Genomic DNA, 18,231 nt, shown 5'->3' with positions numbered 1-18,231 from the left:
TTTATTATAACAAGTTTGCCTAAAAAGAAACGAAAGAAAAGCCCTGACAACACGTCAGAACTTTTCTTTGTATAATTCCGTCGGCTCAGCTGGTCGAGTAAAGAGAGTGGGCATAATACGGTTACGAACAAATGGCATTCTTAACACTGCCCTAACGGCCAGCCGCCTGAGCAGTGGTTGGCGCAAAAACGCATTTAACAGCCGATATCGGTATTTACAAATAGCAAGAATGGCAATAAACGTCGAGACAGCGACTAACACTTGACGCATAACGTCACCTCCACTCTTACTATACCGACTTTTGTTTGTTTTTATCCAAAGGAGCTATGCCGATTCCTAAATAGCCAAAGGCAACCGTAAGCAGTGGAGATAAAATAAGGAAAAAAGCAAAAGGAGCGTATTCAAGCACAGATACACCAAGTGTTTGTGCAAAAAAAGCGCCGCTCACCCCCCATGGAATAAGGGGATTGACAAGTGTACCCGCATCTTCAAGTGTCCGCGACAAATTTTTCGGGGCAAGCCCTGCCTGTTCATAGTAACGTTTGAAAAAACTGCCTGGTAATAAGATCGATAAATATTGTTCCCCCGTTACAGCATTAGTGCCGATCGAGGCTAATGCTGTTGAAGCAATTAAATGCCCCCTTTTTGCCAATAGCTTTTTCATGTTTGCAAACAACGCTTCAATAAAACCAATGTGTTGAATCACGCCGCCTAAAGCAAGCGCCAGCAACACTAATGAGACGGACCACATCATCGATTGAATTCCGCCAGCATTGAGAATGCCGTCCAATAGTTCATTGCCAGTCGTTCCCTCAAAGCCCGACTGCAATACAGTTAACATATAAGCCAGTGACGACTCTTGCTGAACCACGACAGTCAACAACAAGCCTGAAACAATTCCGGCAACTAAAACAGGCAGCACCGGCAACCGTAGCATCGCCAACAGAACAACGAGCAAAGGCGATAGCAACGTGAGCCAGCTAATCGTAAACGATGCCTTTAATGCTTCCAAGAGCCCGGCAAGATCAGACGGCTGTCCGCTTTGTTGCCCACCGATTATAAAAAACAACAAATAAGTGATGAAAAGCGCTGGTACGGTCGTCCACATTAAATGCTTAATATGGGCAAAAAGCTGTTCACCGGCCACTGCAGGTGCAAAGTTGGTTGTATCGGATAAAGGCGACATTTTATCGCCGAAACAAGCGCCACAAACAACTGCTCCAGCAGCGAGTGGGGCTGGCACGCCCAAGGCAATGCCGACGCCCATAATCGCCACGCCAACTGAGCCAACAGTCGTAAACGCGCTTCCTGTAAAAGTGGAAACGAGAATGCAGACGGTTAAAGCGCTAATGGCAAACCATTCAGGCGTCAACAACTGTACTCCAAAATACAATAGCGTTGGTACTGTGCCGCTCATCATCCACACGGCGATGACTGCCCCAACAAGCATTAAGATCAATAATGGGGCAACGCCCCCTTGTATGCCTTTGATGAGCGCCCCTTCTAATGATTTATAAGAGAAGCCCAATAACCGACCCCAAATAATTGTCACAATAAGCGCCAACAAAATTGGAAGATGGGGATCAATTTTAAGGAAGAACATGCAACCGCCTAATATAGCGATAAAAAATAGCAAAAAGACTATAACCATTAATAAGCTAGGTTTCTTTCCCATAATAAAACACCGAAGTCCTTTTCTTCATTCTATGTCACTTTACCGCGTCGGTGCGAATTAGCAACAACTTCTGCTAGCTTAAATGTCTTCCTTTTTTTCGTCAAGCCCCAACCACGATTTTACGATTATGCAAAGTGCCTAGAGATGCCCTAAAAAATATTCTCTATAACAGGTAGCCTAAGGTGTTGAATTTGAATGGCACGAAACGAGAAAGAACGACATGGGCGCTCCGGTACTAGCTGTATGTTTTTTATCCAGCCGACTTTTTTAGTCGCCAATATATTTGCTGAAAAGCGTTCTGGCGCGGCTAATATCTTCCGTTCCTTGTACAAGCACTCGCCCATCAGGAAATAGGACCAATTGTTCACCCTCTGGGAGAGAGACACGGAGAAGAAAGGGCGTTTCTTTCACAGTGGCGATTGGTTGAAGCTTCGCTGCCCACTCTTTTAACTGAAACCGCGAGCCAGTCGCAATTTGTACAGTGTCTCTACCACATAATGTTGTCTCTGCTTCTTGCTCGACTTGTAATGCCGGATACTCATGCAATTGGCAAGTCGGGCAGTTTGATTTCGGAGCCTGAAACTTGAGCTTATGGTCATAATTGCCCCACAAATCAAATGTCTGTACAGAACGCCGTAATTGATCTGTTGCTCCGACTAAGTATTTCATTGCCTCGACCACCTGGTAAGAGGCCACAATATCAACAACAGGAGCAATGACGCCGACTGTGTCACACGTCTCCCCTGGAGAGGCACCGCTTGTGATAAAACAGCGCAAGCATGGCGTTTTTTCAGGAACTAGGAAAGCACTCATGCCCCTGGCGCTTACAGCTCCACCATACCCAAAAGGAATGCCTTTCTTAAAACAGGCATCATTAAGCAAAAAACGCGTTTTAAAATTATCCGTCCCATCTAAGACGAGATCCATACCTTCCATTAGCCTGTCCACATTTTGTATCGTTACATCTTCTACAAATGCTTCAATATGTACCGATCCGTTCACTTTTTCTAACATTTGTTTTGCAGCGACCGCCTTTGGCAATGCTTGTTCTACATCGCTTTCAGTAAACAGCATTTGCCTTTGCAAATTGCTCATTTCCACGTAGTCACGATCGACAATGCGGATATGGCCAATGCCAGAACGGACCATGTGGTTAGCAAGGACCGTTCCTAAGGCGCCAACGCCAACAATTAGCACACGGCTGTTTAATAGCCGTTGTTGCCCTTCCTCACCAATTCCAGAAAACAATAGCTGTCTTGAATAACGTTCTAAATGAGCCATGCGCGTTTCCTCCTTGTTCCACCAATTATGTTAACAGCCATCGCAACCGCCCCGTTATCGCCCAATCAATGCGACTGCTAAAACGCCAAGCGCCGCTCCTGTAAACGTACAAATAAAATTGATCGTGTCGTTTGTTGCCACACGGTACCCTTTTATCTTTTCCGTTTTCTCTCCACAATGGTTTAGTCTTTCTGTCTCTAACCCGCAAACAGGGCAACGGTACAACACTTGAATCGCAGCACCAAAAAGAGAATCAGCTAAATTGGCGAGAAAGCCGATTGCTGAATAGACTAGTAACCAGATATGGCTCAACGGCGTATATCTCCACCATATTAAAATCGCCGTTGCTGCGACAAGAAAACTGCCTGCAAAAGCGGCAGCCATACCAAGCGCTGATACAGCTCCTGATACACCAGGAGAAACGCGCTTCAAAGTAAATAGATGGATCGGTTTCTCTCTGCTATATTTTCCAAGCTCCGATGCCCAAGTATCGGCAGTAGCGCCAGCTAAACTGCCAATAAATCCAGCAAAGGCAAAGGCAGCATAGCCAGGAAACAACCAAGCCAACAACGAGCAAAGACCAGCAACGCCACCATTTGCCAATACTTGCCATGCATCACGAGCTCCGTGTTTGGCAACCACATCGACATCCACTTTTGAAGAGTCAAGACGTCCCCATACAATGGAGCTGCCAAAGAAAACGGCAATCACCACTAACCCCCCTACACCAACGCCCGTTATTGTCAACCACCCAACAACACACGCGGCCCACATACCAGAAGCAGTCAGCTTGTCCAGCTTGTATAAAAGGAGTGCCGCTATCCCAATCCCAATATAAGCCAAAAGGGAGATCATGAAGCATCGACCCTGTCGTCAGAGATGACCTTGTCAATCAGAACATCATGGGGTTCTGTTGGCAAATCAGAAAACAGTTGTTCACGGAAACATAACGCAACGGTTAAGCCTGAACAGCTTGGCAAAAAACGATCATAAAAACCGCCGCCTAAACCGAGTCGTTTTCCCGCCTTTGTAAATGCCACACCTGGGACAACAATGAGCTCTAGCTCGTCAGGGCGAACGAGGCACGCTTCCTCTTGTTTTGGTTCAAACAGGCCATACTTGTTTTCTACCAATTCCTCAGTAGAGGTTATGTAAAAGAACGCCATTGTCCGCTCTTTCATGTTAATACGCGGCAAGACCACTTTTTTATTCTCAGCTAATGCGCCAGCAATCAAAGGCGCTGTCTCTACTTCCGGAAAGCGAGAGACCGTTAGCGCAATGGTTGTTGCCTGATTCCAAACATCCTGTTGCATAAGCAAATCAGCAAGCCTGGTTGATCGTTGCTTATACACATGCGCTGGCAACATGTTCAACTGTTTAGAGACGTCATTTCGAATGTTCTGTTTACTACGCATATCGGCATCACTCCAAGTATCATGGTCACGGCAAAAAAATAAGCAGCGGATGACCGGCTGCTTACTTTGTTTCGCGATGAAGTGTGTGGCGCTTTAAACGCGGGCTATATTTCTTAAGTTCAATACGCTCTGGATTTGTGCGCTTGTTTTTTGTCGTGATATAATTGCGATCACCCGTCTCCGTACAAGCAAGTGTAACTTGAACACGCATCTGTTATCCCTCCAAACTCGTCCTACATACTCAGCTATGATAGCAAATTCCATCATATTTTGCAAGCTTCGATTTCATTGCCCATAAGCGGCCTGCAGCCTTTTATGGGATTGTTTTAACGCTTCCAAGCTTTGGGAAGAAAGCATCCAGGCATGGCCTTTTACGCTTGCTTGAGAAGAGAGGACACAACTCGCGGCCAACACGCTTTCTAAGCTCGTAGCTGAGAACGGCGAAAAAAACAATTTACCTTCTTGAGAATTCCAATTTTTCTTCAAGCTTCCGGCTCCTGGCTGAATAAAAGCCGCGTCACGCATCGTCAAGGAAAACAACGAAAATTGATTCTCTGCGTGATGGATGAGCGCTTTATCTTGAGGGGAATAAAAAGCAATGCCTTGCGACTGCATTAAAGGCAAATGGTGAAACAACAATTTCACCTGTTTGGTGTCGGAGCCCTGGTTTTCGATTCTTACTTCTCTCAAGCAGCCAAGGCGATCTGGTGACTCACGATCAATGATCGTCACAAGGATATTCCATACTTTATGAAATGCTTGGCTCATAATCGATAATGCCGTTTTTGAAAACGCAGCTTGAACACTCCAATCGCCGTCCCCCACCCAAGAGGTCTTCCCATCCTGCCAAAGCCCAATACGCGAGAGTGCCTGTTGGCCCTCACATAGCTTCAACCTAGCATGAATGTCTACATAAAAAGACGCTTTTGTAGCGGAGTCCGTATTTAATTCTCGCGAAAAGTCTGGCAAAACGTACATCGAATCTCTCCTTTATTCAGCTCATTTTTTGTCAACATGCATGATCGTAAATTTCATTTTCAAAAAACTCCCCAAACAGAGACAACATTTTAAATTTGCAAAAATTAATTTTGGCTAATGCTCGTTTGTTGCAAGCTCCCATGCTTAAGTCCCTTCGACAATAGGCGAATGCGGCTTATTAATGCCTATATTCTTCTCGCTCTCGCTTCAGCCTCTAGCCTACTGCTGCTTTCGTCTTATATACAGCCGTTTGGCTTATGTAAAGCTTGCATTCCATACGACTTTAAAATAGCCGTAACCATTCCACACGGCATAACGACAAATCGTTTCGCCTAATAAAAGCTCTACTAACAGCATACCCCTTCTTTTCGCATCCCACAAGAAGTGCAAATTGTATAATTTTGTAGAACCAATTCCCTAGTTGCAGCAAGTATTTCCCTTTCTCTTTAGCCTGTTATCATAGCCATTACTTGGAATCATGTCTGATTTTGTCAAAAATCACCGCATCGTGCCATAAATTTAAGATTTTGAAATGAAAAATCAGCAATTTCATGTATAATAATAGGATGTAACACAGTTGATAAAGTAGGAGGGTACGTTTTCAATGGAATGGACATTGGCCATTTTACTCGCAGTTGCGATTGCCTTGCTTGTGCTTTCGTTTTTCAAAACGGAAAAACCATCGAAAGTGGACGAGCAAATCGAGCAGCTTTCCATTTCCTTTATGCAAGAGCTGCATCAGCTAAAGAACCAAATTCGCGATATGGAACTCGACGCTGAAATCGCTGCACATGAGCCAGGAGCGCAAGCGCGATCATCATCGCATCAAAAATTGCTTAGAGAAATTCTTGACCTGCATAAACGCGGCTATTCAGTTGAAGGCATTGCAATCGAAACAGAGCTTGAAACCCATGAAGTAGAGCGTCTGTTGGCCCCGTACGTTTACAATGGCACAAAAGAAAGAAAGAAGGCTGCAAATGAGTCCTAAATCATTGCGCAGTTTTGCTTGTGGCTTGCTCGTAGCTGCTGTGGCTCTTGGCGCAGTATACTTTATCCAGGGAGACGGGGCCTCTTCCGCTGCTGCACCAGAACTAACTGAAGATGAGATGAAGCAATCACTCGCAGAGGCAGGCTATGTCATCGAACAACAAGACACATGGGATCAGATGGAAAGCGATTTACAAGAAGCACAAGCTGCCTTAGAGAATGCAACGCAAAACGAAGATGGGGATAGTGAAGAGCGAATTGTTTACAGAACGATTCTTCATGTTCAATCGGGAATGACAAGCATTGACGTCGGCCAAATGCTTGAAGAGGCAGGCATTGTTGACAACGCCCATGATTTTTTTGATGCCGTGGATGAACGTGGCTTATCAAATGAGCTAAAACCGCAAGTCACCGGGGAATTATCAAGTGAAATGAGCATGGACGAAATCTTAGATGAATTGTTCTAAGTACAACATTCGACGCATCTTACATTCATTCCTTTTTATTTAGCAAATTTCTTATATAAAGGCCAGAAAGGTTGCCGATTTTGTCGGCAACCTTTCTAACTGAAAATCGAGTAAGTGTTTTTCTAGTATAAAAATCCAGCGAGCTTTATCTGCTCGCTGGATTTTTATTTACTCATTTTCAAACAAATCAACTTCATCCATGACTGAATCGACTGATTTAGGGCCCTCTCGGTTTTCCTGTAAATCAAAGTAGTCATTGACTAAGTCTTGGGCAATGCCTTGAGCAATTTTATACGATGTTCCCCTTGGAATTTGCACTTTTGGAGCGATGACAGCAAAGGCAATCTCTGGATCGTCATAGGGAGCATAGCCAATAAAGCTTTGGTTGTTTCCGTTTAAAACTTGGCGATTATCGCCTTCGCCAATCGCCACGGAAATCTCAGCTGTCCCAGTCTTAGCAGCAATTGGCACATCCGTTTTAATTGAGCTAGCTGTACCGCGGCTGCCTGTCACCACGCGGCGGAAGCCATTTTGCACCACGTCAAGTTTGTCTTTAGACATGTCGACTTCATTAAGCACTTCAGGCGCAAATTCCTTTACAACGGTCGCTTCTTCTCCATTGATAGAAGGCTCCAATATTTCTTTGACAAGACGAGGGCGCATGCGCACGCCATCATTGGCAATCGTGCTCGCGTACTGGCCAACCTGCAACGTCGTATAAGTGTCGAATTGGCCGATCATAAAGTCAAGTGAAGCCCCTGGCTCTTGTGGAACGCCGGTAATACCTGTTACTTCATGGGGAAGGTCAATTCCCGTTTGAGTCCCTAAGCCAAATTGGCTGAAATAATAACGTGAACGCTCTAACACATCATTGGCGACGGACAGGCCAAACAAGCTACGTTGGCTTTGGGGGATGTTGCTGTTGTACGTATAGTTGCCCATTCGCATCGCAATTTCAAACATATAGACGTTCGAAGACCGTTCTAACGCAGTACCCATATTAACAGGCCCCATTGATGTAACGGATTTTTTCTCAGGCGTGCCATTAAAATGCAACGGCTGGTCATTAACAACCGTATCAGGAGTGACAACGCCCTCTTGCATGCCGGTTAACACGGATGCCCCTTTGACGACAGAGCCAAACTCAAACGCATTGTTCACAGCTCCGGTTGGGTGCAAATAGCTTTCATCTTCTCCGGCAGGATCGACAAAACCGCTAATCGCTAATATTTCACCTGTTTTTGGATTCATCACAATCGCATAGGCGCTGCCTTCTTGCTGCTGCAAGTAGTAGCCGCGGTTTTTCATGACATGTTTTTCTACCGCTTCATCAAGCAGTTGTTGGTACTCCATATCAACGCTTAATACTAAGTCATTGCCACGGCTGCCAAGTGTTTCTTCGACGACGCTTTCGGCTTCCTCGCCGCCAGTCCGTGTGGATGTCCGCGAAATTTCCGCTTTTGTGCCACGGAGCACATTTTCATATTGAAGCTCCAAATAGCTGTTGCCGACAAGATCAGAGCGGGCATAGCCGTTTGCCAAATAATCATCGACTTTTTCCGATTGGATTGACCCAACGCTGCCATACAATTGCCGCAACGTGTCGCCATATACGTACTCCCTTGTCGCATCCCGCTGCAAGTCGATGTTCGGCAGCTTGTCCAAGTGCTCACTTAACACATGGGCTTCCTCTTCCGTAATCGATTGTTTAATTCGTTGTGGCGTGCCGCTAGTACCGCGGAGCATATGTGTAAAAATTGCAATGACTTGTTCTTCTTCTTTCGAATAGCCATCGACCATCTCTTCTGTAATTTCATCTATAATCGTTTGGTACTCGTCTTTATCGTCGACTTTTTTTCCTTCGATTAACGCCTTCCGCTCTTTTTCGCTATGAGTGACATACCAATATTCTTGTTTGTCGCGAAAACGGAGATTCTCTGTGTCGACTTCAATGAAATCAGACAGCTTTATCGCTAATTCAAGAATATCTTCGGCTTTTTGGTTCCCAGGATTGGTGTAAGTGACAGACAACTCCATGGAATTGTCGACCACCACATTGCCGTAGCTATCATACATCAGTCCACGGGGCGCGTCGATGCGGGCCGTTTGGTTCGATACATGTGTTAACTCTTCTTCGTAAGATTCGCCTTGGACTATTTGGACCATGCCGAGACGCAAAATCAATGCAGAAAACAACAAAAACACGCCAAGAAACAAAATATTTAGCCTGGCGGATACTTGGCTGCGCGCTTTGTTTTTTTTCTCAGCCATCATTTCCCCTCCATCATCATTTATGTATCGCCTAACAGCTTATAAATTCCCAACACAAAAAGACACCCGGCAAGCGGATGCCTTTTCTACTCTTTACCCGCGGGTGCCGTTAGCAGTAAATGTTTCATGAACCTACTCTCGCAGGTGGGTGTTCGCAGTTCACGTTCCGAAGTCCGAACCAGTCGGCATGACGTAGAGTCAATCATATAGAACTCCCTTTTTTACATTCAAGGTTCGAAACATAAAAAAGCACACGAACATAGCAGGCAATTCTTGTTTATTATAATATGGACGACACCATCTGTCAAAGGCCGAGAAAAAGTTACACCGAGCCTCCAGCGCTATTTTCCCCGTCTGGGTCCCCTGCATATTGCACATGGCTAGGCTCAGGATCTTGGGGGCTTAACTGAATGTTTCGCACAAAAAAATAGATCCATAAATGACCTGAACCAACAAGAAGCAATACAGCCGGAATCGCCTGTTTTTCTGGAAACAAGCTAATCGCAGCAATAAATAAAAGAATCGATAATATTCTCCCTGTATTTAGCACACATTCACGGATGATGATGTATTCAACCCGCAATTCCGCTGCATTGTACGAACGGCCAATTACATCGTACGTAAGCGAAATATAAGGGATGAGCAGCAATGGATAGGCGATGGAAATAAACACGCCATACGTGATGAGTTTAGCAAAGCTTAAGTGAAACAGGAGGATGAAAATCGCTCCATATAAAATGCAACCGCCTACTAATATGGCCCGCTTTCGGAAAGCGCGCTTTAACAGCCGAGCTGCTAAATAATAAACCACCAACTGCACACTGGAAGTGACAAGCCCATATGTGCCAAGAGCAAGCTCGTTGCCAGTTGTCACGTATACCCATACGACGATGACAAAAGCAAACGTCCCTTCCCGAAAACCTTGGAATAAATGGGCACAAAGTATTCTCGCCCAATCTTTGTTTCGGCGTCGTTCTTTCAACACTTCCCCTAATTGTAGCTTTCCTTTCGCATGCCGTTTGGAAAGCCACATTGTTAAAATGACACCGATAAGAAATAGCGTCAACGAACAGGCAAAAATGAGGAAATAGCCGCGGTAACCAGTCATTCTCGTAATGATAAACCCAGCCAACAATGGGCCGGTCATCCCAGCAAAAGAGGTTAGCAGCCCTAAAAAGCCGTTAAAAAAGTCGCGTGTATCGGGCTCTGTTACTTCGAACGTCAGCACATTAAATGCAAGCCAATAACAACCAGCGCCAGCACCAAGCAACGCACCAAGCAAAAGCAAATAATCGGCGGCATGTGACCCGGCTAGAAGCACCGTAATATAGAAAAGCGACATAATGCTTACGCCTAGGCGCAAAATAAACACACGGTCGATCCTCTTCGTTAGCTTCCCTGCAAGGATAAAGGCGAGTGGCTGCAACATGACAGACATTAAATTGTATAAAGCGAGGTCCATAAATTTCCCAGACTGTTTCCACAAGAATATATTTACAAATGTATTGGAAAGCGCCACACTTAGCGCATAAAGGCCGCCAATGACAAGGAGCAATTTCAAATCTTTTGATGCTTCTACATGGCCGAACACTTTATCTGCCAATTTCTTTTGCATGACCTCACCACCTTAGTCGGTAGTGTGATCTGTTTTAATGCCTGCTATGCACGTTTTTTCTGCCTTTGCCCAATGAAAAAGCCGCAAAGCGAAATGCTTCACGGCTCGTTGGCATGTATTTATTTTGCTGCTTCGTAACGTTTGCTAACCTCGTCCCAATTGACGACATTCCAGAAAGCTGCAATGTAGTCTGGGCGACGGTTTTGGTAGTTCAAGTAGTAAGCGTGTTCCCAGACGTCAAGTCCGAGGATAGGCGTTTTCCCTTCAGATAAAGGTGTATCTTGGTTAGGCGTGCTTGTAATTTCTAAATTGCCGTTGTTGACAACTAGCCAAGCCCATCCTGAACCAAAGCGCCCTTTTGCTGCGTCTGCAAATTTGTTTTTGAATTCTTCAACGCTGCCGAAAGTTGATTTAATATCTTCTGCTAGAGCACCAGTCGGCTCGCCGCCACCATTTGGACTTAAAATTTGCCAAAAAAATGTGTGGTTTGCATGGCCTCCGCCATTGTTGCGAACCGCTGTACGAATGTTTTCTGGAACAGCATCCAAGTTTGCCACCAAGTCTTCAATGCTCTTCTCTGCAAGGGCTGCATGCCCTTCCAATGCAGCATTTAAGTTTGTTACATACGTATTGTGGTGTTTGCCGTGGTGAATGTTCATTGTCGCCTCATCAATATGCGGCTCAAGTGCATTTGCAGCATAAGGCAATTCTGGTAGTTTGTAAGCCATGTTTAATTCCTCCTCAGTTTCAAATAGTCTTCGATTCTCAATTAGATTACCATTAAAGACAGCGCTCCGCAAAGAAAATGCTCGCGCTTTCTCATTTATTTTTTATTCCCTATTCCCTTATCATTAAACATAAAAAAAACGCCTTTTTATTTAGGCGTTTTTTTAAAACGGAGGAAGAGGGATTCGAACCCCCGCGCGGTGTGACCCGCCTGTCGGTTTTCAAGACCGATCCCTTCAGCCAGACTTGGGTATTCCTCCAAAGTGGACCCTGTAGGACTCGAACCTACGACCAATCGGTTATGAGCCGACTGCTCTAACCAACTGAGCTAAGGGTCCGCAAGTATGTTTTAAAATGGGGCGGCTGATGGGAATCGAACCCACGAATGCCGGAACCACAATCCGGTGCGTTAACCACTTCGCCACAACCGCCATAAAAGCTTGATTCGTTATGTATAGATATGGTAGCGGCGGAGGGGATCGAACCCCCGACCTCACGGGTATGAACCGTACGCTCTAGCCAGCTGAGCTACACCGCCAATGGCTCCACAGGCAGGATTCGAACCTGCGACCGATCGGTTAACAGCCGATAGCTCTACCACTGAGCTACTGTGGATCGTCTTCCATACTCCTCATTCGGACAAAAATTATATTACCACGTTTTTCTCTTTGATGCAACGATTATTTAAGAAAAAACGGCCGGCTTTTACTTCCGGCCGTTATATAGGCTAATCGCCAATTACCGATTGGGCAATGTTGACCGAATGGTCGCCAATTCGTTCTAAATTGCTAATAATATCGACAAAGACAATCCCCGCCGAACCAGAACATTTGCCCTCATTTATCCGTTTAATGTGTTGTTTTCTTAGCTTTCTTTCCATGCTATCAATTAAATCTTCATGTTTTAAAACGTCATGGGCTTTATCAAGGTCATCCCGTTCAAGGGAATCCATTGCTTCTTCTAATGTCGAATACGTTAATTTGAACATCTCGTTTAAGTCATTTAAGGCAATATCGCTCATTTTCACTTTATTCGCTTTTTGATAATCTTTCAGTTCAACAATGTTTTCCATATGATCGCCAATCCGTTCAATATCCCTAACAACATTTAATAGCGTTGAATGGAGATTGGAATCCGTCGGCGACAAGGAACGTGCCGACACTTTAACCAAATAGTCGGTGATCTCGCGGTCTAAATTGTTAATCGCTTGTTCATACTGGAGTGCCAACTCGGCGTCCTTCTTTTCGCCTGTTTCCATATAGCGAATCGCTTGCTCTAATCCCTTTTTTGAGTAATCGGCCATATGGATAATTTCTTGTTTGGCTTGTCCTAAAGCAATTGCTGGCGAGTTTCCGATAAAGATCGGATCTAAATGTTTTGGTTTGTAATCTAAAGCAAGTTCATCTCCTGGAACAAGCTTCGTAACGATATAGGCCAGTAAAGCGATACACGGAAATTGAATGATCACATTTGCGACATTATAGACACCGTGAGCTGATGCAATTTGCATGGAAGGGCCTAAATTGAATTGTTCGCCTAAAAAAGCAATAAAGTTTACAAAAATAGGAAACGCGATCATGACTAACACCGCACCAATGACATTAAACACGACATGGGTGAGCGCAGCCCTTCGTGCTCCTACAGTCGCACCAATCGCAACTAATACAGCTGTAAGGGTAGTACCAATGTTGTCGCCAATTAAAACGGGAAGCGCAGCTTGTAGTTCCATTGCTCCTTGCTCGTACAATTGCTGAACCAGACCGATTGCTGCAGTCGAGCTTTGCAAGGCGACAGCTAAAATCACCCCTACAATCACTCCTAAAAATGGGTTATCTCCCATCCTAACAGTAAAATCGACAAATGGTTCCCAATTGCTAAGCGGCCGCAAGCTACTTCCCATTAGATCTAGACCATAAAAAAGCCCGCCAAACCCAAACACGATCTGGCCGATATGATTGACTTTTTTCTTTTTGAAAAAGAAAATTAAAAAGGCCCCTACTGCCATAATGGGCAAGCTGTATTCTTTTAAATTTAGTCCAATAATAAAGGCTGTTGTTGTTGTCCCAATATTTGCGCCCATTATAACAGCAATCGCTTGCCTAAGCCGCATAAAGCCTGCATTCACAAGTCCGATCGTCAACACCGTTGTCGCTGTGCTGCTCTGCAGTAAAATCGTGACGACAATCCCCGAAATTAGACCCATAAAAGGATTCGTTGTGTATTTGTCTAGCAAATCCCGCAACCGGTCTCCTGCTGTCTTTTGGAGTCCGTCACCCATATACTTGACGGCAAATAGAAAGATCCCTATTCCTCCAAGAAACGTAAACAGCAACGTTTGAAACTCTCCCACGCATCTCATCCCTTCATCCAACTCATTTTTGGGCGTCTTTCGACAAACCTCAACATTATGGTCCGTGTCTATTATTAAACAATTATTGAGTATTTGTAAATGATATTTACCGTTTCTTAATGTTTTCTTTACAAAACGAAAAAATGAGTGGCTATAGGCACCTAACTTGTCGTTATAATATGTGATTTGTTTAGTCTTATACAAAAAGACAGCCAATAAATGAACCGCTGCTTGGCCACATGGTCAGCGCTGACGTTTCATTTATTGACTTGAAAGGATACACCGTCTGTGATTGCATGATAAAAAACCGGAATAAGAGCAAGTTCAGTCAACTGGCCTTTCAGGTCTCACTCCCTTTTGATCAACCATGTACTGGACGTGGGTATGCTTTTATTGGGACGTTTCCCATCGGAAGACTTCCTCCCTCACACGTGGCGCCGTTTCTTTTCCGAAAAGTTCAATTGCCTTCATGACATCTTCATGGGGCATCGAACCGACCGGCACATGCAGCATAAATCTTGTAATTCCTACATATTTACGCAGGTGAATAATCTTTTTTGCCACCGTCTCAGGATCTCCGACATAAAGAGCTCCCTCAAAGCTCCGTGCAGCATCAAAGCTTGAGCGGGTGTATACTCCCCAGCCTCTCTCCCGGGCAAGCGTATTCATCGCCTGCTGGGTAGAAGGAAAGAATGTGTCTGCAGCAGTTACCACATCTTCGGCTATAAACCCGTGTGAATGAGAGGCAACTTGGAGTTTTAAGGGGTCATGTCCCCCATGCTCAGCCGCTTTATAATAAAGTTCCACTAGAGGAGCAAACTGGAGTGGATTTCCACCGATGATCGCGAGGACAAGCGGGAGACCGAGAAGCCCTGCGCGAATAACAGATTCCTGATTGCCTCCGCTCCCAATCCATATAGGCAGTGGATTTTGTACAGGCCGTGGATACACACCTAAATTTTGAATAGCAGGGCGATGTTTGCCGCTCCACGTTACCCTTTCTGACTGTTGCAGCTGCAAAAGCAAATCAAGTTTCTCTTCAAACAGCTCATCATAATCATTTAAGTCATAGCCAAATAGCGGGAACGACTCAATGAAAGAGCCCCTGCCTGCCATTATTTCCGCCCGCCCATTTGAAAGTCCGTCAAGCGTTGCAAAATCTTGGAAGACGCGTACGGGGTCAGCAGATGAAAGCACAGTCACCGCACTCGTCAGCCTAATTCGTTTTGTTTGCGAAGCCGCCGCAGCCAATACGACAGCAGGGGAAGAAGCAGCATAATCTTGGCGATGATGTTCTCCTACGCCGAATACATCGAGTCCAACCTTGTCAGCAAGGACTATTTCCTCAACGACTTCCCGGAGTCGTTGGGCATGGCTGATTGTTTCCCCCGTCTTTATATCCGGCGTTGTTTCTACAAAGGTACTAATGCCTAATTCCATCGTCTTTCCTCCATATTTACTTTCCCCCTAGCTGCCGTGAGACAAGCTTCGCCTTTACTGGTGATCCTTACTTTGATTTGCATCTTCATTCTCCACTTCGACGGCTTTGACTAAAATCCTCGTTCCGTCGACGGAAACCACTTCCACTTCTGTATCGGCTTTAATCCAACGGCCCCCGCTTGTTGCGCTGTATGGGTTCCCCTCAATGTCAATGGTTCCAGTAGGACGAAAGTCAGTCAAAGCTATTCCTTTTTTTCCAACAAGTTCTTTGTAGCTTTCGTTCATAGAGTTATAGCCTTTTTCAGAAGAAAGTTGGTCTTTTAATGTCATTTTCGCCCACATATTCCGATGGGGAAAAACTTTTAAGAACAAAAGAGACGCAAAGGCACCGATTACGGTCGCAAATGAAACAAGCACGCCATAAACGAAATCTGGGGCAGGGATCGCTAGGCCGACGATCATTAGTATAACCCCAATCGCAGCAATTGTGCCGTCTGATGTCACGTTGCCGTCAAAGATAATGAGTCCAAGGCCAATTAAATAAAAAACAATTACCCAAGTGCCGACGTCCCCGTTTAAATGGTAAATAAAATACATGCATATTAACCCAATGCCGAGAAGGCCAAATAGACCCCTTACCCTAACTAGCAATTCGCCAATTAAAAATAATGTCCCAAAAGCAACTACGATAAATCCAATCGAAGCTGAATCGAGCCAATCAATCATAAAATCGACCTCCCAATCATCACTTATACCTTTTCTACGTGCAGCCCTTCAAAAAGTTTCATGCCCATAATAATAAGAGAGGAGCTCACTCCTCTCTTATTATGAACGAAATAGGTCAGCAATGGAATCAAAAAAGCGTTTCATTGCATCAATAAAACTGTCGAGGAATGATTTTGCCTCCTCGCTTTCGACAAAATTGCCAAAGTTCTCCCTTACTTTCGATAGCTGATCCTTTAAGTGATCCCAATCAATATCAAGATCTTTCATTTTCATAAATAATGCTGTAAGTTCATCCGTTTCCTGATCCGATAGCGTCACGTTAATTTCATCGGCAAGCTTAATAATAATCGTTCGCATTTCCTCTTCTGTTTTAATGTCGGTGCTAGCAATTTCTTCTTTCACTCGGGTAATTAACTCATTGGCCTCTTCGCTGCCAATCGATTCAGCTAGCTCTGCTGTTCGGATCATTTCCTCATTGGCAACGGTCTTTTGTTCCTCTGGAATATCCAAGTCAGCAGCTGTCTCATATGCTTTAATCAACCCAGTTAGAGCAGCCGTACCTGAAACTTCAAACGGAGCTGTGACATACACTTCAGCGTCTTGTACGCCAGCTGTTACTAAAGCATTGGCATACATTTCATTCGAAACCCAGCTAATTCGATCAGAAGTCACTTGTATGCCAGTGCCAGCAGGGGCAATTGTTATTTTCGATGAAGACAAGGCTTTATTGCCGATTTGGCTGGCGCTAATATACTGACCTAAGTATAAGTGCTCTTCTTCATTGGTTACATAAATGGTTTCATACTCATCAGGCAGTTCCATCCGTTTTAAAACATCCTTCTTCTGCTCCTCAGACAAGTTTTGTCCAAGGGTGACTATCACATCACCAGGGACGGCGTCTGCAAACGCTAGTTTTGGCATAAAGGAAATAACAAGCAATAACGCAGTCAAAGCGATGCTTATTTTCTTTAATGTTGTTCTCATTAAACTGATCACTCCTGTTCGTGAGGCAGCTGTTTTTACAGCCCTCTCAAATAGGTAACCTCTTTTTTGTTCATCCGAGAAGGGTCTAAAGTCCTGGTTCGCTGCTTAAATTTGTGTGATATGTTGGTTTTTTTCCCTGTGGAGGCATATTCCTATTATAAGGGAAGCCGCCAAAACGGCAACTAGGCTGCCAAGTCCAACCATGCCATTGCCTATCCACATTTGATAAAAAAGCGGCGCTGCCGCAATGCTTAAAAACCTTGCCATCGACAGATATGCAATTAAACGTTCACGGACAGCCCCTGCCGTCTTCTCCCCTAAGGCATTGCTTGCAAGGGGCAAGGCGACCCCTGTACATCCGCCGCAAATCAAAAGTACGATACAAAGTACAATTGCTTGCTCACTAAAGAATAGCAGCAAAAGTGTGCAACATAGCAGCAAACTTAACAGTACGCCACGTATTGCTGTTTGACCCACGTTGGCAACAAAGCGAATATTCGCTGAGCACAGCACCATTGCCAAAAACGGCAGCGCTAACAGCACACCCCGAACGGCAGGAGAAAAACCAAATAGCGAGAATAAATAAGAAGCATAAAAAAACAAACCATATAATAAAAACAAATGAACAAGGCTTAACATATACTCAGAGGCGGCAACGAAAAAATAGCGCCGGAAAGAGCGTTGTCCCACTTTTGGATTTTCCCACTTTAGCGGCCCAATATTGCGCCAGACAAAAAAGATGCTGCCAACAGCCAATAAGAGAAACAGGTATGGGCTTAGTGTCCAAGACAAATACAATAGCAAGCTCCCAATTAGTGGACTGCTTACTTTTGCGATGCCATTGCTAAGTTCAAGCCGCCCAAAGAGAACCAACTTTTCGTTGCCTTTTGCAAAAGCGCCTGCATATGTGTAAGCAAGAGAAGTTGCGCCACCTGCTCCCATCCCGGAAACTATCCGTCCAGCAAATAAAAGTGTAGCAGCCTCATTCATTTGGGCCCATACATTGACAAGCGACCCTACCATGACTAAAAAACAGCTTATGACCATAGCCTTGCGAATATTCGTACGCCGGGCCAATTGTTGGGCAAATGGAATCGCCACCACACCTGCGAGCGTAAAAGTGCTTAAAAACCACGTGCTTTCCGTTTGTGTAAATGCGTATGTTTGTTGAATAACGGGCAAAAGCGGCACATACATCGAATTCCCTAAGACGATCAGTGTCGGAAGTAAAAACAGCCCTGAATAATCATTCTTTTTCATTAGAGCCCTCACGAATGAATAGATTTTAAGCAAACGTCCATTCTATAGGTTATACA

At 44.7% G+C, this 18,231-nt stretch carries 17 protein-coding genes, 5 tRNA genes and 1 other RNA gene; 2 read left to right on the top strand and 21 right to left on the bottom strand.

The features are described 5' to 3' along the window. Nucleotides 1-54: 54 nt before the first annotated feature. The 7 genes from V5G21_RS18055 to V5G21_RS18025 form a co-directional block, all read right to left on the bottom strand. Nucleotides 55-270: a hypothetical protein gene (locus V5G21_RS18055; RefSeq protein WP_035204007.1), complete on the bottom strand. Its 216-nt coding sequence runs from the start codon at nt 268-270 to the stop codon at nt 55-57. A gap of 19 nt (nt 271-289) precedes the next feature. Beyond that, nucleotides 290-1,675, bottom strand: a complete 1,386-nt coding sequence (nhaC, locus tag V5G21_RS18050) for a Na+/H+ antiporter NhaC (protein WP_011246568.1) — start codon at nt 1,673-1,675, stop codon at nt 290-292. A 267-nt stretch (nt 1,676-1,942) separates the two neighbouring features. Further along, on the bottom strand, nt 1,943-2,956 hold the full coding sequence (locus tag V5G21_RS18045; protein ID WP_011246567.1) for a ThiF family adenylyltransferase: 1,014 nt from the start codon (nt 2,954-2,956) through the stop codon (nt 1,943-1,945). Nucleotides 2,957-3,010: 54 nt separating this feature from the next. Next, the gene (locus tag V5G21_RS18040) at nt 3,011-3,811 is read right to left on the bottom strand and encodes a DUF92 domain-containing protein (RefSeq protein ID WP_011246566.1); all 801 of its coding nucleotides are present in this window, start codon (nt 3,809-3,811) and stop codon (nt 3,011-3,013) included. Beyond that, nucleotides 3,808-4,371, bottom strand: coding sequence for a 5-formyltetrahydrofolate cyclo-ligase (locus V5G21_RS18035; RefSeq protein ID WP_011246565.1), 564 nt, complete (start codon nt 4,369-4,371; stop codon nt 3,808-3,810). Before V5G21_RS18035 ends, V5G21_RS18040 begins: the two co-directional genes overlap by 4 nt. 61 nt (nt 4,372-4,432) lie before the next feature. Beyond that, nucleotides 4,433-4,582, bottom strand: coding sequence for a 50S ribosomal protein L33 (rpmG, locus tag V5G21_RS18030; protein WP_003323811.1), 150 nt, complete (start codon nt 4,580-4,582; stop codon nt 4,433-4,435). 74 nt (nt 4,583-4,656) lie between these two features. Further along, complete coding sequence (locus V5G21_RS18025) at nt 4,657-5,349, bottom strand: hypothetical protein (protein ID WP_011246564.1); 693 nt, start codon at nt 5,347-5,349, stop codon at nt 4,657-4,659. Nucleotides 5,350-5,953: 604 nt separating this feature from the next. On the opposite strand from V5G21_RS18025, the gene V5G21_RS18020 reads away from it, so the two are divergent. Both V5G21_RS18020 and V5G21_RS18015 read left to right on the top strand, forming a co-directional pair. Beyond that, nucleotides 5,954-6,337 (top strand): hypothetical protein, encoded by a 384-nt coding sequence (locus V5G21_RS18020; RefSeq protein WP_011246563.1) that lies wholly within the window; start codon nt 5,954-5,956, stop codon nt 6,335-6,337. Beyond that, nucleotides 6,327-6,803 carry a hypothetical protein gene (locus tag V5G21_RS18015; RefSeq protein ID WP_011246562.1) on the top strand — a complete coding sequence of 159 codons (477 nt, stop codon included), beginning with the start codon at nt 6,327-6,329 and terminating at the stop codon, nt 6,801-6,803. Before V5G21_RS18020 ends, V5G21_RS18015 begins: the two co-directional genes overlap by 11 nt. Nucleotides 6,804-6,971: 168 nt before the next feature. Here V5G21_RS18015 and V5G21_RS18010 read toward each other — a convergent pair whose 3' ends face one another. From V5G21_RS18010 to V5G21_RS17945, 14 genes are all read right to left on the bottom strand, one after another. Continuing rightward, the gene (locus tag V5G21_RS18010) at nt 6,972-9,074 is read right to left on the bottom strand and encodes a peptidoglycan D,D-transpeptidase FtsI family protein (RefSeq protein WP_011246561.1); all 2,103 of its coding nucleotides are present in this window, start codon (nt 9,072-9,074) and stop codon (nt 6,972-6,974) included. 90 nt (nt 9,075-9,164) lie between these two features. Then, nucleotides 9,165-9,346, bottom strand: a non-coding RNA gene (ssrS, locus tag V5G21_RS18005) — 6S RNA. Nucleotides 9,347-9,396: 50 nt separating this feature from the next. Beyond that, nucleotides 9,397-10,689, bottom strand: coding sequence for an MFS transporter (locus tag V5G21_RS18000; RefSeq protein ID WP_011246560.1), 1,293 nt, complete (start codon nt 10,687-10,689; stop codon nt 9,397-9,399). A gap of 119 nt (nt 10,690-10,808) precedes the next feature. Further along, a complete protein-coding gene (gene sodA / locus V5G21_RS17995; RefSeq protein ID WP_011246559.1) occupies nt 10,809-11,417 on the bottom strand; it encodes a superoxide dismutase SodA in 609 nt (202 codons plus the stop codon). 168 nt (nt 11,418-11,585) lie between these two features. Further along, nucleotides 11,586-11,675, bottom strand: a tRNA-Ser gene (locus V5G21_RS17990). Nucleotides 11,676-11,679: 4 nt separating this feature from the next. Then, nucleotides 11,680-11,753 (bottom strand) — tRNA-Ile (locus V5G21_RS17985). Between the two features lie 17 nt (nt 11,754-11,770). Next, nucleotides 11,771-11,846 (bottom strand) — tRNA-His (locus V5G21_RS17980). Between the two features lie 30 nt (nt 11,847-11,876). Beyond that, a tRNA-Met gene (locus V5G21_RS17975) sits at nt 11,877-11,953 on the bottom strand. 2 nt (nt 11,954-11,955) lie between these two features. Next, nucleotides 11,956-12,030: transfer RNA gene (locus V5G21_RS17970), tRNA-Asn, on the bottom strand. 112 nt (nt 12,031-12,142) lie between these two features. Continuing rightward, nucleotides 12,143-13,774 (bottom strand): Na/Pi cotransporter family protein, encoded by a 1,632-nt coding sequence (locus tag V5G21_RS17965; protein ID WP_035203988.1) that lies wholly within the window; start codon nt 13,772-13,774, stop codon nt 12,143-12,145. Nucleotides 13,775-14,155: 381 nt separating this feature from the next. Further along, entirely contained in the window at nt 14,156-15,205 is a 1,050-nt protein-coding gene (locus V5G21_RS17960) for an LLM class flavin-dependent oxidoreductase (RefSeq protein WP_011246557.1), read from the bottom strand. A gap of 54 nt (nt 15,206-15,259) precedes the next feature. Beyond that, nucleotides 15,260-15,931, bottom strand: coding sequence for an NfeD family protein (locus V5G21_RS17955; RefSeq protein WP_011246556.1), 672 nt, complete (start codon nt 15,929-15,931; stop codon nt 15,260-15,262). Nucleotides 15,932-16,030: 99 nt separating this feature from the next. Beyond that, nucleotides 16,031-16,915, bottom strand: coding sequence for a DUF1002 domain-containing protein (locus tag V5G21_RS17950; RefSeq protein ID WP_011246555.1), 885 nt, complete (start codon nt 16,913-16,915; stop codon nt 16,031-16,033). A 105-nt stretch (nt 16,916-17,020) separates the two neighbouring features. Beyond that, nucleotides 17,021-18,175, bottom strand: coding sequence for an MFS transporter (locus V5G21_RS17945; RefSeq protein ID WP_304450368.1), 1,155 nt, complete (start codon nt 18,173-18,175; stop codon nt 17,021-17,023). Nucleotides 18,176-18,231 lie beyond the last annotated feature (56 nt).

This window comes from Shouchella rhizosphaerae (assembly GCF_036700015.1).
Lineage (GTDB): Bacteria > Bacillota > Bacilli > Bacillales > Bacillaceae_D > Shouchella > Shouchella rhizosphaerae.
This window is presented reverse-complemented; position numbering and strand designations above follow the sequence as displayed.

What these genes read in the sequence shown, in the direction of transcription:
- V5G21_RS18055 (WP_035204007.1), bottom strand. Translation starts at nt 270, where the DNA reads ATGCGTCAAGTGTTAGTCGCTGTCTCGACGTTTATTGCCATTCTTGCT.
- nhaC (WP_011246568.1), bottom strand. Translation starts at nt 1,675, where the DNA reads ATGGGAAAGAAACCTAGCTTATTAATGGTTATAGTCTTTTTGCTATTT.
- V5G21_RS18045 (WP_011246567.1), bottom strand. Translation starts at nt 2,956, where the DNA reads ATGGCTCATTTAGAACGTTATTCAAGACAGCTATTGTTTTCTGGAATT.
- V5G21_RS18040 (WP_011246566.1), bottom strand. Translation starts at nt 3,811, where the DNA reads ATGATCTCCCTTTTGGCTTATATTGGGATTGGGATAGCGGCACTCCTT.
- V5G21_RS18035 (WP_011246565.1), bottom strand. Translation starts at nt 4,371, where the DNA reads ATGCGTAGTAAACAGAACATTCGAAATGACGTCTCTAAACAGTTGAAC.
- rpmG (WP_003323811.1), bottom strand. Translation starts at nt 4,582, where the DNA reads ATGCGTGTTCAAGTTACACTTGCTTGTACGGAGACGGGTGATCGCAAT.
- V5G21_RS18025 (WP_011246564.1), bottom strand. Translation starts at nt 5,349, where the DNA reads ATGTACGTTTTGCCAGACTTTTCGCGAGAATTAAATACGGACTCCGCT.
- V5G21_RS18020 (WP_011246563.1), top strand. Translation starts at nt 5,954, where the DNA reads ATGGAATGGACATTGGCCATTTTACTCGCAGTTGCGATTGCCTTGCTT.
- V5G21_RS18015 (WP_011246562.1), top strand. Translation starts at nt 6,327, where the DNA reads ATGAGTCCTAAATCATTGCGCAGTTTTGCTTGTGGCTTGCTCGTAGCT.
- V5G21_RS18010 (WP_011246561.1), bottom strand. Translation starts at nt 9,074, where the DNA reads ATGGCTGAGAAAAAAAACAAAGCGCGCAGCCAAGTATCCGCCAGGCTA.
- V5G21_RS18000 (WP_011246560.1), bottom strand. Translation starts at nt 10,689, where the DNA reads ATGCAAAAGAAATTGGCAGATAAAGTGTTCGGCCATGTAGAAGCATCA.
- sodA (WP_011246559.1), bottom strand. Translation starts at nt 11,417, where the DNA reads ATGGCTTACAAACTACCAGAATTGCCTTATGCTGCAAATGCACTTGAG.
- V5G21_RS17965 (WP_035203988.1), bottom strand. Translation starts at nt 13,774, where the DNA reads ATGAGATGCGTGGGAGAGTTTCAAACGTTGCTGTTTACGTTTCTTGGA.
- V5G21_RS17960 (WP_011246557.1), bottom strand. Translation starts at nt 15,205, where the DNA reads ATGGAATTAGGCATTAGTACCTTTGTAGAAACAACGCCGGATATAAAG.
- V5G21_RS17955 (WP_011246556.1), bottom strand. Translation starts at nt 15,931, where the DNA reads ATGATTGATTGGCTCGATTCAGCTTCGATTGGATTTATCGTAGTTGCT.
- V5G21_RS17950 (WP_011246555.1), bottom strand. Translation starts at nt 16,915, where the DNA reads ATGAGAACAACATTAAAGAAAATAAGCATCGCTTTGACTGCGTTATTG.
- V5G21_RS17945 (WP_304450368.1), bottom strand. Translation starts at nt 18,175, where the DNA reads ATGAAAAAGAATGATTATTCAGGGCTGTTTTTACTTCCGACACTGATC.